4 protein-coding genes are annotated in these 17,484 nt (G+C 69.6%); 2 read left to right on the top strand and 2 right to left on the bottom strand.

Features of this window, described 5'->3' with window-relative positions:
- Positions 1-297: 297 nt before the first annotated feature.
- Both SK854_RS32790 and SK854_RS32785 read right to left on the bottom strand, forming a co-directional pair.
- A complete protein-coding gene (locus tag SK854_RS32790; RefSeq protein ID WP_319979004.1) occupies positions 298-5,919 on the bottom strand; it encodes an RHS repeat-associated core domain-containing protein in 5,622 nt (1,873 codons plus the stop codon).
- Between the two features lie 23 nt (positions 5,920-5,942).
- Positions 5,943-12,530 carry a LamG domain-containing protein gene (locus SK854_RS32785; RefSeq protein WP_319979003.1) on the bottom strand — a complete coding sequence of 2,196 codons (6,588 nt, stop codon included), beginning with the start codon at positions 12,528-12,530 and terminating at the stop codon, positions 5,943-5,945.
- A 148-nt stretch (positions 12,531-12,678) separates the two neighbouring features.
- Between SK854_RS32785 and SK854_RS32780 the strand changes: the two genes are divergently transcribed.
- Positions 12,679-15,477, top strand: coding sequence for an AfsR/SARP family transcriptional regulator (locus SK854_RS32780; protein ID WP_319979002.1), 2,799 nt, complete (start codon positions 12,679-12,681; stop codon positions 15,475-15,477).
- Between the two features lie 59 nt (positions 15,478-15,536).
- Positions 15,537-17,015 carry a peptidoglycan DD-metalloendopeptidase family protein gene (locus SK854_RS32775; protein ID WP_319979001.1) on the top strand — a complete coding sequence of 493 codons (1,479 nt, stop codon included), beginning with the start codon at positions 15,537-15,539 and terminating at the stop codon, positions 17,013-17,015.
- Positions 17,016-17,484: the final 469 nt, after the last annotated feature.

Genomic DNA, 17,484 nt, shown 5'->3' with positions numbered 1-17,484 from the left:
ATCAGCACTGGGGATCGCGGATCTTCCGTCCAATTAGTTGACATTTTGTGGACACGCCGACACTCCCTCATTGCCACCTCAGGCCCGACAAAGCACCGCACGATCAATAAGCACGAATTCCACGAAAAATGGAATCATCACGGCGTTCGCGCGCCGGGGAGATCCTCGCCCCTGACCGCAGCACGGCATCAAGACTGATCGCTCGCGGAGCTGGTGAGCAGGGCGCGCAGCGGGTCGCCGAGCGCGCCAAAGGTTCGGGGGACCACCAGAAGGTGATCCCCCGAACAGCCGCTCGACTCAGAAGTAGGCCCGGCCACCTCCTGCCGGGTGCCAGAAGCCGTCGCTGGTCTGGTACTTGCCGTCCTTCGGCATGCTGCGCGCGCCGCCGACCTCGTTACCGCGGCGGTCGTAGTACTTCGTCCCGCGGTGCTTGGCCTTGTGCGGCCCGAGGTTGACCGGCGGCCGCTTCTTCGCCATGCCCTGACAGCCCGCCCCGAAGATGTTCTTGCACCTGCCGGACTCCGCCCGGACGGAGTCCACCGTCGAGCACTTGGCCGGACCGGCTGAGTCGGTCTGACAGCCCCAGTCCGTCGGCGGCTTGTACGGCGGCAGCGGTTTGGCAGGTGCCGGCCCCATCTTCGTCCAGCCGAGCTGAGCCCTGAGCCTCGCCCTTTCCACGTCCGGCAGCTTCGCCAGCCGCTCCTTCTCCTCCTGCCGGTCGGCGATCGCCGCCGCGGTGGCACCGCTGCTGACGCCCAGGCTGTCGTTGATGAAGCCGACCGTGTTCTTCACGTCCACCGACGCCGCGGCCCTGACGCCCTTGGTGGCCAGTTTGAACGCCTGCCCGAGGCCGCCACCGATCAACCCGAGCGCACCGAGGCCTGCCTGGGTCGTGTCGCCCTTGCCCACCGCCTCGGCGGTGTCCCACGCACCCAGCGCGGTGCTCGCGACGAACAGCGCGACGCCCACGCCTGTGCCGATGCCGGGCACCATCGAGATGATGCCTATGCCCACCGCGAGCCAGGACTTGTTCTCCTTGAGGAAGTCGAACGCCTCGCCGAGCTTGTCCCCGAGGGTGTCGAAGAGCTCCCCCCAGAACAGGCCGCTCGGGTCGGACTTGGTGAGCGGGCTGTTGTTCGCGTAGGTGTAGCCGTGCATCTGCTGCGGGTCTTCCGGATCCATGATCGGGTCGACCGAGACGAACCGGCCCAGCGCCGGGTCGTAGGCACGGGCGCCGAGCTGCACCAGCCCGGTCGACGCGTCGTTCGTACCGCCGACGAACCCCTTTTCACCGGGGAACGCACCGGCCGCGCCGCGCGGGCCGCCGAAGGGCAGCTGCCTGCGCCGCTCCACCGCCAGGTCACCGCTGCGCACGGAGATCTGCGCCGTGGCCTGGTGGTCGTTCGCGAGCCAGGTCAGCCCGCCCGCGACCCGGACCGCCACCACGGCCGCACCGTGCTGGTAGAAGCGGGTGGCCGTCAGCTTGCCGGTCGCCCGGTCCAGGCGCAGTTCCTGGCCGTCGAGGTACAGCGTGACGCCGGTCGGGTCACGGCGGATCAGCCGGTCACCACCTGCGTCGTGCACGTACTCGGTGACCTTGTCGCCCTCGGTCACCCTGGCGATCCGGCCTTCGGCGTCCCAGTCGAACTTCTGGCCGTCGCGCACCGTCATGTTGCCGGTGGCGTCGTAGGAGAACGTCTGCGTCGTCGTGGCGGACGGGGACTTCGTCTCCACCGAACGCAGCTGGTGTGAGCCGCCTGGTGCGGGCAGCGTCGCGGTGCGCACGGTGTCGCCCGCTGCCGCGTGCTGGGTCTCGGTGAGCCGGTTGCCCGCCTTGTCGTAGACGTAGGAGTGCCAGTACGGCGCGGGGCCGGACAGGCTAGCGGTGCCCGGATCCGCCGCACACCCGTTGCCCGGTGTCCACGCCTCGGTGATTCGCTGGAGGTGATCCATCCGGAAGCACTGCGCGTCGTCTCCGTCCACAACGGACTTGACGTTGCCGGACGGGTCGTAGGTGTAGGTGGCGTCGCTCTGCTTCGGGTTCGGCACCTCGGCATCGACGATGGTGCGTTCGAGCCTGCGGGTGTTCGTGTCGTAGTAGCGCGACAGCCACACGCGCTTGCCGGTGGTGCCCAGTTGTGTGCGAGCGAGTTCGCCGTAGCGGGTGTATTCGGTGCTCGACACCAGTTCCTCGGTGTTCCCGTTCATACCCGCGTACGTCCTGGTCGGCTTGCCCAGATCGTCGTACTCGTGGGTGACGGGTTCGGCTGCCAGATCGCCGATCGCCGGGAACGTGGTGCCCGACACGCTGCCGTCCACGTTGAAGCGCGCGTTCGTGGTGTAGGTGCCGGCCAGTGTCTGCTCCGTCGCCGGAATGGTGACGGTACGGCCAAGCGGCTTGTACAACGCGTTGTAGCCGAGGATCTGCGTCTTGTAGGCGTTGCCGTTGACGTACCGCACCTCAGTGGCCGGCTGCCCCTTTCCGAACGAAGCGGTGTCGTAGGACCACTCCGACAACGTCGTGGCGCCGCTGGCGAGCTTGGTCTTGCGCCCCAGATCGTCGTAGGACGACGTCAGGGTCACGTTCCTGGCGTCCGTCGTGGACACCAACCGGCCGGCGTCGTCGTAGACCGCCGCACTCGGGCCGCGGTCCGGGTGCTCCTCCGACACCTTGCGTCCGCGCAGGTCGTAGCCGAACCGCCAGGTGCTGCCCGCCGGATCGACCACCGAGGCGAGCTGACCAGAGGCCGTGTACGTGTACTTCGTGCTGTCGTAGGAACCGGTCACGGCACCGTGGTGCTGGCGCAGCTCCACCTTCTGCCCGCGCGCATCCACGACCGTCGTCATGGCGGTACCGCCCTGGGGCGGCGTCACGTGCGTGCGGTCACCGCCAAACGCCGTTGTGGTGCGCCACTTCTCCGCGGCTCCGGCCTTGGTGATCGTGGCGATCTGACGACCGGCGCCGTCGAACTCGTGCACCGTGTGCATCGGCAGGTCGGTGTCCGCGGCGAGCCACAACTTGTCGTCGACCGCGCCGTCGTTGAAGTACGGCATGGTCGTCTTGTACGTGCGTCCCTGCGAGTCGTAACGGGTGTCCATGACCAGCCTGCCGCCGCCGGGTGCCGGTGACTGCACCTGACGCAACCGCAGCAGACCGTCGTAGAGCTCGTTACCACTGGTGTACCTGCCGTTAGGGCCGATGGTCGTGCTGGTCACGACCGTGGGCGCGTCCTTGCGGTAGGCGTAGGAGAAGTACGCGTTGCCGCGCACGCCGTCCGCCTTCGCCCGGTTGGGCAGCCAGACCTCGGTCTTGCGGCCCAGCGCGTCGTAGGTCGTCTCCGTCTTGCGGCCGTTGGCGTCCACGACCGTCGTCGGCTGCCCGAAGAACGGCTCGTAGGACGTAGTCGTCTGGTGGCCCAGCGGGTTCGTGGAGACCACCTCCTTCGCCGGCCCGGTCGCCGGGACGTACCGGGTCGTCGTCGTGCGGCCGAGTGGGTCGGACGCACTGGTCTGACGGCCGTACGCGTCGTGTGCCGCGGTCCCGCCCGGCGCGTACACCGGTCCGGTCGCCGGCCGTTCCTTCAGCACCTCGGTCCTGGTCACGTCGCCCGCGACCGGAACTTCACCGAAACCCTTGCCGTCGAACGCGTTCCGCGTGTCGCCGATCGCGTCGCGCGGGAACACCGGGGTCGCGGTGCACGCCACCGCGACCGTTTCGGTGCGGGCTACCGCGACCAGCAGCCAACGGTCGGTGTTGCGCCCATAGGTGATGCGCACACACCGGTCGTCGGAATCTTTGGAGACGTCACCGAGGTCGTTCGTCGAGACCGGCAGACCCCGATCGTCGTAGGTCGTCTCGACGCGCGTAACTCGCGTGCCCGCCTCGATCGCCGTGTGCACGGCCTCCGTGCCGGGACGCACGATGTACGCCTGATAGCTGCCACGGGAGGCGGTCGGGCCTCGGACGACCGGCGTGGAGATCGTCTTCTCCACCACCGCGGCACCGTTGCGCACCTGGGACTCGAATTCCAGTCCCCGCAACCACTTCTCGTCCGTGCGCTCGGTCCCCTCCGAGTCGACGACCTTGACCGCGCGGGTGCCTGCCGGCTGCTTGTCACCGTGCATGCCGCGGTGGAAGCGTTTCTCGGTGAGCGTCACCGGGCCGCTCGGATCACCGGTCTTGCCCTGCCGGATCTCGACCTTCCCGAACCCGCGGAACTCGTTCCAGGTGCGGTTCGCGTCCTTGGTGAACTCGGAGTCGTCGTACGCCCAGGCCGCGCCGTCGAGATACGCGTAGCCGGTGACGTGCTCGGGACTCGACGAGATGCGGTCGGACTGCACGACCTCCCGCACGACGTACTTGTGGAAGTAGTCGGTGCGTTCGGAGAAGTCCTTCTTCGCCCACTTCGCCGGGTAGCAGCGCAGCGTGTTCGACTCGGGATTCGCCGGCATCGACGAACCGGCCGCGCAGTTCGGCGGCTCGTAGTTGATCGACGTGACGCCACCGCTCTCCGACACGATGCCGGTGACGCGATAACGGATCAGCGGCCCGACACCGTCGGAGGAGTTGACCCGGTTGGGCATCTTGGTGCCCTCGAAGGTCACCTGCGGCAACGGGGCGGGTGCGCCCGCGAGACCGGTGTGCGTGATGCCCTTGAGCCACAACGCGGCCTTCTCACCGTCACCCGGCGCCGGGTACGCCTGTTCCAGCGTCCACCGGTCGGCGTCGCTGAACGACGAGCCGTTCCACACCTTCGTGGTGACGGAGTCCAGCCGCTTGGTGGTCCAGAACGTCGGCGCGTGCTTGTCCTTGCACGTGGTGGTGTCACACTTGGCGTCCCACGGCACGTCCGGCCAGTTGTCCTTCTTCTCCGGCTTGCAGTCGCTACCGGGCACGCACCGGTCGGCCGCGGTGAACTCCACCCGGCCAGTGGCCTGCGGCTGGCCGTCGCGCAGCCCGTAGTCCACCGACTTCAGCGTGCCGCCGCGCACGTAGGACACCGCGGCATCCTTGTTGTTGGCGCCGTAGGAGTTCGTCTCGGGCGTGTAGTTGTAGAGGATCTCGTTGCCGTGCCGGTCGATCACCTTGTCCAGGTTCCACCGCCACACCTGCGTGCACATCGACGCACCGAACGAGTCACCGTGACAGGGCTCCCCCGTGTCATCCCCGAACACCGGCACCGTCCACGCGGAGCCCGCCTCCGGCCGCGACCCGAACAGGTACTGGGTCCCGTCCGGCATCGTGATCCGCCAGTGCTCACCGTCGTTGTCGCCGTTGGCGGCACCTGTGAGCCGCTCGATCCGGGAGCCGTTGTCGCTCTCCGCACGCCACTGCCCGGTGGCGTCGTCGCGGATCAGCTGGCCGCCACCGCGCTGGAAGGCCGCGACGGCGTTGTCACTGCGCCAGCACAGGTCACCCGACTCCTTCGGTGGCGTCGTACCACCGGCCTTGTCGTCCGCGCAGCCGCCGTAACGCCGTTCCACGAACCCCGCGGACAGCTCCCAGCCGTCGCCCGCCCACGAGGCCTGGTTGTTCGTCGCGCTCGTTCGTCCGTCCACACTGGACGACGAGTAGGCCAGGGCCAGCTCGGGATCGTGACCGCCGGGTGAAGGCGGCACGCGCAACGGGTAGGTCCAGCCGAAGTCACCGGTGTGTGCGGAGACGTCCCAGTTCGCGGACGGCGACAACGGTGTGGCGGCCGGGTCGCCGCCGCCTTCCGGGGCAGTGCCTCCCGGTTGGTCACCGGACAGCGCGCCGGTGCTGGCCTGGTCCGGCGCCCGTGAGCCCATCCGCTGCTCGCTCACCGGCGTCGACGAGGTGCCGGGCAGCGGCACCGACGGTCCCGCTGCCAGTGCCGTGGTGGCGAATGAGGTGGTCAGCACCGACGACGTCAGGACAACGGTCAGTGTTCTTGCCAACAGCCGTCTCATGTTCCCCCTGTTCATTCGAACACCGCCGTCACACCGGGTGCCGCGGTGAGCGCGTAGCCGAGACGCTCGGCCGGGTGGCCCTCGCAGTTCTCGGCGTTCGAGACCATGCCGTCGCCGTCGCCGCCGGGCAGCGTGCAGCGGTACAGCGCACGGCTCTCCAGTCCTTCCGGGGCCTCCGTCCAGATCGACCCGAGCGTGCTCAGCACCGTCTTGCCCTCGCACGCCGCGTCGGTGGAGACGAACTGGTCGTAGGAGCCGTTGCGGCAGCTGTACAACGGCCGAGTGCCCGGTTGTGCGGTCAGCGCCAGCAGGCCGTGGCGTCCTTCCGCGACGTAGCCGGGCGCGGGGCCGTCGGTGAGGCTGGCGTGCTCGTAGTACCAGAGCAGGTACCGCCCGAAGTCGGCGTAGGCGACCGAGTGGCCGAGCACGCCGTCGACGGTGCTGCCGCCGCAGGTGGAGTCGCGCGAGTCGAACCTGTCCGTCCCCGCACGGCACCGGTAGAGCGGAATCGTCGGGATGTTCGCCGGCTGCCGGGTGTAGACCAGGCCGACGTCGCCGATCTTCGTGGCGCCTTCGCACGCCGCGTCGAGCGAGGTGAAGGTGTCCGCTCCTGAACGGCACGCGTAGGCCGTGCTCGTGTTCGGGCCTTCCACCGCGGGCAGGCCGAGCGCGCGTTCCAGGTGGTAGCCCTCGACCACCGCGGAGGTGTTGCCCGTGAACCGGTCACCGGAGGCGTTGACGAAGCGGCCGAGGCGGCCCTGCCCCGAGGCCGCCCAACGCCCGCGCTCGGCAACGGCCTGGTCCGCCGGCACACCGGCGCCATAACGCACCTCGTCCACTGCGCCTGTGAAGAAGCCGGACGGGCTGCCGTTCACCTTCTCCCGGCCGAGCACCACGTTCCCGGTCGCCTGCCACAGCACCACGTTGTTGCGCGTGCCGGCCAGTTCACCGTTGAGGTACAGGCGCAACTGCCTGGCCGCGTAGTCGTAGACGCCGTTGACGTGCGTCCACTCCCCCGCCTTGGGCGGCACCGACGAGGCCACGTAGGTCAACTGTGCGTTGTCGGTGTCCGACGCGGCCGCGCCGAACACCCACCGCTGCAGGTCAGGCCGGTACTGCAACACGAAACCGCTGTTGCGGTCACCGTCCTGCGAGGCGATCGTGGCCACCCGGTCGGTGCGGTCGAGCTTCGCCCACGCGGCCACCGTGAAGCTGTCCCTCATCGACAGTCCGGACGGGGTGACTGCGGTGCCCGCGACACCGTCGAGCTGAAGGGCCTTGCCGCTCACGCCGGCGCCGAAGCCGGTACCGGTGCTGAGCGACGCGGTGGCCTTGCGCCAGGTGATGTCCTTCGCCGCGCCGTCGTCGAACCGGTAGAACGCCAGGTCGCGGTCTGGCATGTCGTCGTGGATCCGGCGTGCCTCCCCGTCGCTGACCGCCTTCGAGTACACCCTCGGGTCGTCGATGCTTCCCCGGTGGAACGCCGCGTTGGCGCCGTTCACCTTCGCCCGGCCGAACGTGAGCGGACCGGACGACGGCAGCACGGTGATCCCGGTCTGCGCACCGGACAGCAGGCCGTTGACGTAGAGCCGGACCTGCTTGAGGTTCGCGTCGTAGGACAGCGTGAGGTGGGTCCACTCGAACGGTGTCGCGGCCTCGCCCGAGGTGAGCACCGCGACCGCCGCGTTGTCGGTGTCCGCGCCCGTTGCGAGCACGGCCCACTTCTTCGAAACGCCGTGGTAGGCAAGCGAGAACGCGCTTTGGCGCGCCGCGTCCTGTGCGAGGACGGTCCGGTTGCCCGAGCCGGTGTCGGTCAGGAACGCCCACGCCGACACCGAGAAGCTCTGGCCGGTGTCGACCACGCCCGCGGAAGTCCCGCCGTAGCCGGTGGTGCCGTCGAACGTCGCGGCCGCGCTGGCCATGCCACCACCCCAGCCGGTACCGCCCTGGAAGGTGATCCGCTGGTCCCGTCCACTGGCGTCGTCGCCGTTGTCGTTGAGCTTCCAGTGCCCCGCGTCCGCGACGGGCAGCGTCGTGGCACCCTGCTGCGCCGGGTAGGACCGGTAGAGGCCCGTGATGCGGTCCTTGTCGAGCTGACCGGTGTAGAGCCGGACGTCATCGACGCCGCCCTTCCACTGCGCGGCCGCGGTGCCGCCCTCCTTGCCCCGGCCGATCGCGAGTGCGCCGGTGGCCTGCCACGCGGTGCCGAGCGTGCCGTCGCCCACCCTGGTTCCGTTGACGTACAACCACATCTTCTTGCTCGTCGGGTCGTAGACGCCCACCAGGAACGTCCACTGGTCCGTCTCGGACGGGAGCGTGGACACCGCTGCCTTGGTGACCCGCCCGTTGTCCTGCTCGGGCATCTCGAACGTCCACGCCCCGAGCTGGCTGTTGTCGTCGTCGATCACGTGCCCGAGGCGGAACTTGCTGGCGGTCGGCCCGTCCACGGTGACGGCATCCATCCGGCAGACCCGCGCGTCGCACGTCTTCTCACCGAGCCGCACCCACGCCGACACGGTGAACGCCTGGTCGAGCCGCACGTCCACACCTGAGGCCGTCGCGGAGCCCGTGCCCGCGAAGGTGACGCCGTTGCCGACCCGGCCGGGTGCGAACGCCGCGTCACCGGCCAGCGTCACCGGCCGCGAACCGGCCGCGTCGGCGGCGTTGCGGCCGCTGCCCTCGTCGAACGGGTAGTTGTGCGCCAGTGTCAGGTCCCGGCCGGCCATCGCCTGGATCTCCGCGGCGAACAACGCCCTGGAGTACACGCTGACGTCGTCGATCGAGCCCTTGAAGTACTCGACCGGCGCACCCCACTTCGCCCGGCCGATCTGCACCCCGCCGGCGGCGTTCCAGGTGTGCGCGTGCGGGACCGATGAGGCCAGCACACCGTTGACGTACAACAGGACCTGCTTCGCACTCGCGTCGTACACCGCCACGAGGTGCGTCCACTGTCCGATTTGGACCGCCCCGCCGACGGCCTCGTCACGCGCGCTGTCCGTGCCGTCCTTGGCGAACATCACGAAGCCCCACTTGCCGTCCTCGCGGGCTCGCACCTTGAAGCCGCTGACGTTCGCGCCGTCCTGGGACACCACGGTGGTCAGGCCCTTGTTCTCGTCGGCCCGCGCCCAAGCCGCGACCGCGAAACTGCGGTCGAGGTCCACGGCGTGCGGGGTGGACACGGCGGAGGCGCCGTCGAGCCGCAGAGCGAGGTCGTTCGGGTCGGGCATGCTCGACTGGCCGCCGACGTACGCGGTCGCGCCGACCGGCGTGCCGTGCCGTGCAAGCGCGGAGGAGTCCTGCAGGTTGCCGTCGAACCTCCAGCTGCCCGCCGCCACGCTGTCGCGGGAGACGATGCCGCGCACCTCCTCCGGCGCCACGGCTCGGCTGAACACGCGGACCTCGTCGAGTGAGCCGCGCCATTCGAAACCTGTGTCGCCGTGCCACTTGCCGCGCCCGATCATCAACGGCCCGGTGGCGTTGAAACCCTTGGTGCGCGATGCGGTCGCCTCCAGCTCACCGTTGACGTACAGGCGGATCTGCCGCGCCTGCGCGTCGTAGACACCGGTGAGGTGCGTCCAATCGCCGATCTTCGCCCGCGAGGTGCTCCACACCCCCTCCGCCGGCTTGTCCTTCGCGTCCTCGGTGGGCAGCACGAACTCCCAGTTCCCGCCGCCGTCCATGCGCTGGCGGTAACCCAGGTAGAACGCGCTCATCACCGAGCCCTCCTGGGTGACGGCACCGGACGGGTGTCCCGGCGCCAGCTCCTGCTCCTGACGCACCCACGCGGACACCGTGAAGCTCTGGTCGGTGCGCACAGCGGGTTGCCCGGTGGTCACGTGGCCGGTGGTGTCCTCGAACTTCACCGCGCCGCCGACCGCGCCGTCCCCGACGAACTTCGCCTTGCCCTGCAGCACACCCGCGGTGCCACCCGCCACCGCGTTCGCCGCGGTCGCCCCCTCGCCGTCGTCGAACTTCCAGTGGCCGACCTGCACCGAGTCCCGGCTCACCACCGAGCGGATCTCGGACTCGGACAGGATCCGGTCGTAGACCTTCAGCTCGTCGACCGCGCCGGCGAGGTGGTCCAGGCCCGGGTTCGAGTCCCACTGCGTGCGCCCGACGCGGAGCTCACCGGTCGAGTTGACCGGGGCGACGAGCCGCTTCTGCGTGTCCGACAGCACACCGTTGACGTAGAGCCGCAGTTCGTTCGCGGGTGCGTCGTACACGGCCGTCAGGTGCGTCCACACCCCGAGTTGTGCGGTGGTGGCCGACCACGCGGTGTCAGCCCACTTGTCGGAGGCGTCCGGGTTGACCATCGCGAACACCCAGCGGCCGCCGTCGTCCGGCCGGTACCACAGGGTGAAGCCCGCGAAGCGGTTGCCGTCCTGGCTCACGATCGCCCGCGAACCGGTGCCGTTGTCGACCTTCGCCCACACCGACACCGACAAGCTCGTGTCGGTGCGCACGGTGTTCGGCGCGGAGGCGTACCCGGTGCCGCCGTCGAGTTGGAGCGCCGAACCGACCGCGCCGGAGGCGGTGTAGCTCGCGCCACCGGTCAGCGTCGCGTGCCGATCGCCGAGGAACGCGCTGTCCCGCGCGTTGCCGTCGAACGACCACTGCGCCAGCGGACCGTTTCCGGCACGCACGTAGATGTGGACCTTCTTGGTCGGGCTGCGGTGCCCGGCACGGTCCACGCTCTGCACGTACAGGTCGCGAGGACCGTCACCGGGCGGAGCGATGTCCAGCACCGCCTTGCCACCCAACGCGTCCGCGTCGACCTTCGTCGACGGCGGGTCGTTCCAGCCGTACAGGTAGTGGTCCACATCGGACACTCCGGCCGCGTCGAAGGTGAACCGGCCCGGCACCCCCGCGCCACCGTGCCACCGGTTGTCCTCCTGGTACAGCACGCCGGTGACGTTCGGTGCCTTGTCGATCCCGATCCGGTCGACCTTGAAGCCCGGTCCGTTCTTCCAGTCACCACCGTCGTTGGCGGGGTCACGGCCCCACAGCGTCCACGTGACGTTCTGGTCGTGCCGGTCGCGCAGGTCGACGGTCGTGCTGAAGACGTTGCCCGACCGCATCGTCGGGCCTTCGACGTGCGTCTTCACTCCGCCGTAGACGTCCCACACCGCCGTCAGCTGGTCGTTCTCCGCGTCGGTCAGCTTGCCCTTGAGCCGGATGAAGTCGTCACCGACGTACGGCACGCCGCCGCACCACCTGCACGCCGTGAGCGGTGGGTCGGTGACGAGCTCCACCGGCGGGTTCGGCCGGGTGTTGTAGTTGACGACGATCTTCGTGCCCGCCGCGTCGTACTTGCGCCACGCGTACTTGTCACCCTCGTTGGCGGCCTTGATGAAGTAGGCGGACCAGCCGTTCGGGTTGATGAACTGGCCGACGCTGAAGCCGACCGGCTTGTAGCCCGCGCAGCCCTCGTAGTTCGCACCGGCCGGGCTGGTGTCGACGTACGTGCCGCCTGGTGCGTTGTTCCAGCTCGTGCCCGACCCGAAGGTGTCGTTCGCGATCCACAGCTCGTGGTCGCGGGTGTTGCAACTGGGCCCGTAGACGACCGTCGCGTTGAAGTCCGCGCTGATGATCCGTTTGCCGCGCAGGAAGTCCGTGTTGAACTGGAAGTACGAGCGCGCGACGTTGACGCCGCCGCAGAAGTCCCAGCCGTTGCAGGTACCGACCTTCGCCCACGTGTCCACGTCGTTGCCGCCGTACCAGTGAATGCTGTCCGGCTTGCCGCTGAAGACCTTCGTCCAGTCCTTGCGGTCGTTGGTCCACCAGTCCGGGTCGATGGTGACCGGGTACTGGCCGGTGGTCAGCAGTTCCTGATCCGGTAGGAGCGTCAGCGAGGTCGCGTCGACCGCCAGCCCGACCTTCGCCTGCTTGCCGGCGGCATCCCACATGATCGTCGGCGGCGTGCCGAGCACGACCTCGCCCTCGCCGTCCACGGCCTCCAGACCGCCCTCCCGCGTGGCACGCACCGTCAAGCCGTCGTGCGTCAGTCCGAACCGGATGCTCTGCGGCTTCGCCTTGGCGTCCTTGACCACCACGTGATGGGTCACCCCGCTGGCCTGTGTCCTCAACACCAGGTCAACGCCGGGAAGCACGTCGCGGTAGGTCGCGGTCGCGCCCTCGACCACGGGCGCGGGCAGCTCACCTGGCCACGTCAGCGCGACCGAACGCTTCGGGGTGCCGATCGTCAGCAACGGCCCGTTGCCGCCCTTGGACAGCACCACGTCCACGCCCGCTGCCTTGGGGACGAGGCCGCCGGCACCGTCGACCAGTGCGGGGTCCGCGTCGGCCCACTTGCCGTCCTTGCGCACCCGCACCGGCACGGCGTTGATCTCGGCGGTCAGCGTGCCGTCCGGCTGCGCGGCCACGACGCGCGTCGGCGTCGTCAGATCCGCGACGGTGACCGCCTCACCCTGCCGATGCGCCGCCGTCAGCGCGGCGGCCGTGTCCGGTGCCTCGTCCACGTGCTCGACGGGTGCGGGTGCGTCCCACTTCGGCAGCGACGTCACAGTGACCGCCGCGGCGCCGAGCACCACCACCACTCCCACAGCCAGCCGTCTCCAGCCGGCACTCGCACGGTTCATCGCCGCACACCCCCCATCGTCACCAGCCCGTCCCTCGCGGGCCGCCGCTCATCGTCGATGCGGGTGATCACGCGGAACAGGTCACGAACCGGCAATCTGTGACCGGTCGGACTGGTAGGAAGATCGAGGGCGGACCAGGGCGGGTGTGGTGTCGTGGTCGGGGGAACGGGGCGAAGGGGCGTTGCGCGTGGCCGTGGTGGTGCGCCTGCTGGGCGAGGTCAGCTCGGAGGTCGACGGGCAGCCGGTGGACCTGGGCACACCCAAGCAACGGTGCGTGCTGGCCGCGCTGGCCGTGGACGCGGGCCGGGTCGTGCCGATGGACCGCCTGGTCGAGCGGGTCTCGGGCGCGGACGCGGCGCATCGGTCACGGGCGACGGTGCAGAGCTACATCTCGCGGTTGCGTCAGGCGCTGGCCGGCGCGGGTGGCGTCAGCATCGTGCGCCGTTCCGGCGGCTACGCCCTGGTCGCCGACACGGCCGAGCCGGTGACGGACCTGCACCGGTTCCGCGACCTGTGCGCCCGTGCCCGCGGCGATGACGTCCAGGCGGTGCGGGTGTGGACCGAGGCGCTGGCGCTGTGGCGGGGACAGCCGCTGACCGGCGTGGAAGGCGAGTGGGCCGAGGCCGAACGCGACCGGCTCGCACAGGAACGGCTGGCCGCCGAGCACGACCTCGCCGACGCCGTGCTGCGGCTCGGGAAAGGCGGGCAGCTGGTGAACGAGCTGTCCGCGCGGAGCGCACGGCAGCCGTTGGACGAGCGGGTGACGGGGCAGTACATGCTCGCGTTGCACCAGGCCGGCCGCACCGTCGACGCACTGGACGTCTACCGGCGGGTCCGGGCGCGCCTGGTCGAGGAACTGGGCACCGAACCGGGGGCGGCACTTCAGGACCTGCACCAGCGGCTGCTGAACTCGGACTCCGTCCCCGCCGGTGCCTCCCAGGGCCCGCGAGCGTTGGTGCCCAGGCAGCTGCTGATGGCACCCACGCCGTTCGTCGGCCGCGAGGACGAACTGGCCGCCCTGGACGCCGCTCTGAACACCTCCGCCGTCGCGGCCATCGTCGGTTCTGGCGGCATCGGCAAGTCCTGGCTCGCCCTGCACTGGGCGCACCGGCACGCCCACCGGTTCCCCGACGGCCAGCTGCACGTCGACCTGCGCGGCTTCAGCGCCGACGGCGACGTGCTGTCCGCCGCGTCCGCCGTGCGCGGTTTCCTCGACGCCCTCGGGGTCGAGCCCGGCCGCATCCCGGTCGAGCCGCACGCTCAGGCGGCGTTGTTCCGCAGTCTCGTGGCGGACAAGCGGATGCTGCTCGTGCTCGACAACGCCGCCGACACCGCCCACGTCACCCCGCTGCTGCCGGGCGGCGGGTCGTGCGCCGTGCTGGTGACCAGCCGCAACCGGCTGCCCGGCCTCGTCACCGGGCACGGCGCCCGGCACGTGGTCCTCGACGTCCTCGGCGACACCGAGTCACGCGACCTGCTCGGCGCGAGGCTCGGGACCGCACAGGCCGAGGCGGAACGCGCCGCGGTCAAGGACCTGGTGGAACTGTGCGGCGGGTATCCGCTGGCGTTGAGCATCATCGCGGGGCGCGCCCACACCGGTCCCGGCTCGTCCCTGCCCGCTCTCGCCGCCGAGCTGCGCGAAAGCCTCCTCGACGTGCTCGACGAAGGCGACCCCGCCGCGAGCCTGCCCGCCGTGTTGTCGTTGTCCTACAACGCGTTGACCGCCGCGCAACGAGCGCTCTTCGGATTGCTCGCCATCGCCCCGGGGCCTGGCATCGGCCTGCCCGCCGCCGCGTCCCTCACCGGTCTGTCCCAAGCCAGGACCAGGACCGTGCTGCGCGGTCTGGAACAGGCGTCGCTGATCAGTCAGGACGCCTTGGGCCGCTACGGCATGCACGACCTGATCCGCCGCTACGCCGACGACGCCGCGCACCGCGACCTGGCCGAGCAGCAACGGGAGTCGGCGTTGCGACGGGTGATCGGCTTCTACCTGCACACCGCCCACGCCGCCGATCGCCTCGTGTACCCGCACCGCGTGGACGTCCTGCTCGACCCGCCCGCACAGGGTTGCTCACCCCAGCCGCTGCCCGACTCGGCCGCGGCCGTGGTCTGGTTCGACGCGGAACACCTCTGTCTGCTGGCCGCCCAGCACGTCGCGGCGGAGCTCGGGTGGCGGCAGGCCGTCTGGCAGCTGGCGTGGTCGCTGTCCACGTTCCACCAGCTGCGGGGGCACCACCACGACCAGGTCCGCACCTGGCAGGCCGCGCTGGTCGCGAGTGAGCTCCTGCCCGACCCCGCCGCCACCGTGCTCGGCCATCGCCAGCTCGGCCTCGTCCACGCCGAACTCGGCCGGCGCGAGCAGGCACTGGACCACCTGCTGCGGGCTCTCGCCCTGGCCGAGCAGCACCACGACGTGACCGCTCAGGCCCACACCCACACGGCCCTCGCCAGGGCGTACGAGCAGCAGGGAGACGACAGGAGGGCGCTGGAGCACTCCGTCCGGTCCCTGGAACTCTGCCGCGTGCTCGGCAACCCGGTGTGGGAGGCGGGAGCGCTCAACGGCGTCGGCTGGTACGCCGCCCGGCTGGGCGAGCACGACCGGGCACGGGAGCACTGTCAGGCCGCCCTGGCCTTCTACCGCGCGCACGACGACCCGTCCGGTGAGGCGGGTGTGCTGGACAGCCTCGGCTACATCGCCCACCTCGCCGGTGACCACGCGCAGGCCGTGGACCACTACCGCCGATCCCTGGCGCTGCAACGAGAACTCATCTACGACTACGCGATCGCGGAGGCCCTGGCCGGACTCGGCGCTCCGCACGCCGCGCTCGGCCAGTTCGACGAGGCGCGCGCGGCGTGGCAGGAGGCGCTGGAGATCTATCAGCAGCAGGGCCGGACCGAAGAGGCACAACGGATCCAGGAGCGACTCGACTCCCTCGACCGCGGCTGAACTGCGCTTTGCAGAATCCTGCAAAGGATTCACATGATCGGCCGGACATCGTGACCGGCATGAGCACGCCAAGTACCAGGAACACGCCGGGAGTCCGGTCTTTCCTCCTCGTCGCCGCGATCGTCACGTCGTCGCTGGCGGTCGCGACACCCGCACAGGCCGCCGCGCCCAGCCTTGAACTGCCGTTCGTGTGCGGTACCTCGTGGGACGGCAACTCCGGCGACAGCAACGCGCACCGCAACAAGGAAATCGACTTCAACGCGACCGGCACGAAAGGCGACGCCGACAAGGGCAAGCCCGTCGTCGCCGCTGCCGCCGGCACCGTCAGGTGGGAGGGCGGCGAGAACTCCGACTACGGCAACTACGTCGAGATCGATCACGGCGACGGCTACTCGACGTTGTACGCCCATCTCGACCAGAAGTCCGTGGGCACCGGCGACACCGTCCAGCAGGGCGAGCTGATCGGCACGGTCGGCAACACCGACGGCAACTCCCCCGGCATCTCCGCGCACCTGCACTTCGAGTTCCGCAACCGGGGCAGCGGCCAGAGCTACCCCGACTACATCAGGCCCGCGTCGTTCCACGGCAACCCCTTCGACTACGCGACGGGCAAGGAGACGTTCGTCAGCCAGAACTGCGGCACGCAGACGCCGCCGACGATGCCGGGTGTCTCCTCGGTGTCGCGGGCGGACGGGTCGATCGACGTGTTCGCGGTGACGTCCGACTACCGCCTGAAGCACCGGAACTTCTCGGCCGGCAAGTGGTCGTGCTGGTCCACCCTGCCCGGCAACGCCAAGATCAAGGGCGACCCCGCCGCCGTGGTGTCCAACAACGGCAACAGGATCGACGTCTTCGCCCAGGGCATCGACAACCGGCTCAAGAAGCTGACCTGGATCGCGGGCCAGCAGTGGTACGACTGGGCCGACCTCGGCACCTACGCCATCACCTCCTCCCCCGCGGTGACCATGCGGTACGACACCGGATTCGACGTCTTCGCCCGCAACGCCACCAACAAGATCGTCTACCGCCACTTCAGCATCGCCGACGGCTGGGTCAACGACTGGGCGGGAATCGGTGACAACTGGAGCACCGTCACCGCCACCAGCGCGCCCGCAGCCGTGGCGAGCGCGGACGGCACCCGGATGAACGTCTTCACCAGGGCACCGGACGGCAGCCTGCTGTCGGTGATGTGGACCAGCGGCGCCGGTTGGTACAACTGGGCCGACCGCGGCGGCAACTACGTCGGCCGTCCCGCCGTCACCACGCGCGGCGGCACCAGCCTGGACCTGTACCTGCGGCACAACGACAGCAGCCTCGTCCAGTGGTACTCGCCCGACGGCGCGGACTTCACGACCTACAAGCCGCAGGACTTCGGCGGCTACATCACCACCAGCCCGACCGCGACCACGTGGGGCAACCAGCGGATGGACGTCTTCAGCCGCAACAGCAACGGCGACCTCATCCAGAAGTTCTGGACCGCCGGCAACAACTGGACCCCCTACATCGGCCTCGGCCCCGTCGGCGCACCCGCCTGCTGACAGAACAACCCCACGATTCGGCCGTTGCGGCTCCTCGCCGCAACGGCCGTTCTGTCGTCGTCGGCCCCGTCACCCGAATGAGTTGAACTTCGACTGCAACAAGACCGGGCGATAGCGCGTTCCAGCAGCATGCGGAGTCGAAGTCGACGCCGCACTCACGAGGAACTTCGACCCGGAGGTAATTGGCCACTTTCTGACAACGAAACCCCGCCCCGCCGCTCGCCGACATGGGCACACTCTGCGGTGACGACGTCGATCCGTTGCCGCGCAACAGACTCCGCCGCTAACGCGGTGCCATAGAAATCGCGAATCAGCGGCGCTCAAAGGCCTTTTCGAGCGCGCGGAAGAATGTCGAGTCTACGTCGCCGGGAATATCCAGAATGTTCACCGCCGCGCGTAACGCGGATCGATGCGGGTCCGATCAGCAATGTGGTTCAACGGGAGCGCGACTCACCGCGTCTCCCCATTC

The sequence above is a fragment of the Lentzea sokolovensis genome (assembly GCF_033949975.1).
Lineage (GTDB): Bacteria > Actinomycetota > Actinomycetes > Mycobacteriales > Pseudonocardiaceae > Lentzea > Lentzea sokolovensis.
The sequence above is the reverse complement of the archived record's forward strand: the minus strand, read 5'-3'. Positions and strand labels throughout refer to the sequence as shown.

Bases quoted from the DNA above. Each gene is read 5' to 3' on its own strand.
- SK854_RS32785 (WP_319979003.1), bottom strand. From the start codon at position 12,530: ATGAACCGTGCGAGTGCCGGCTGGAGACGGCTGGCTGTGGGAGTGGTG.
- SK854_RS32775 (WP_319979001.1), top strand. From the start codon at position 15,537: ATGAGCACGCCAAGTACCAGGAACACGCCGGGAGTCCGGTCTTTCCTC.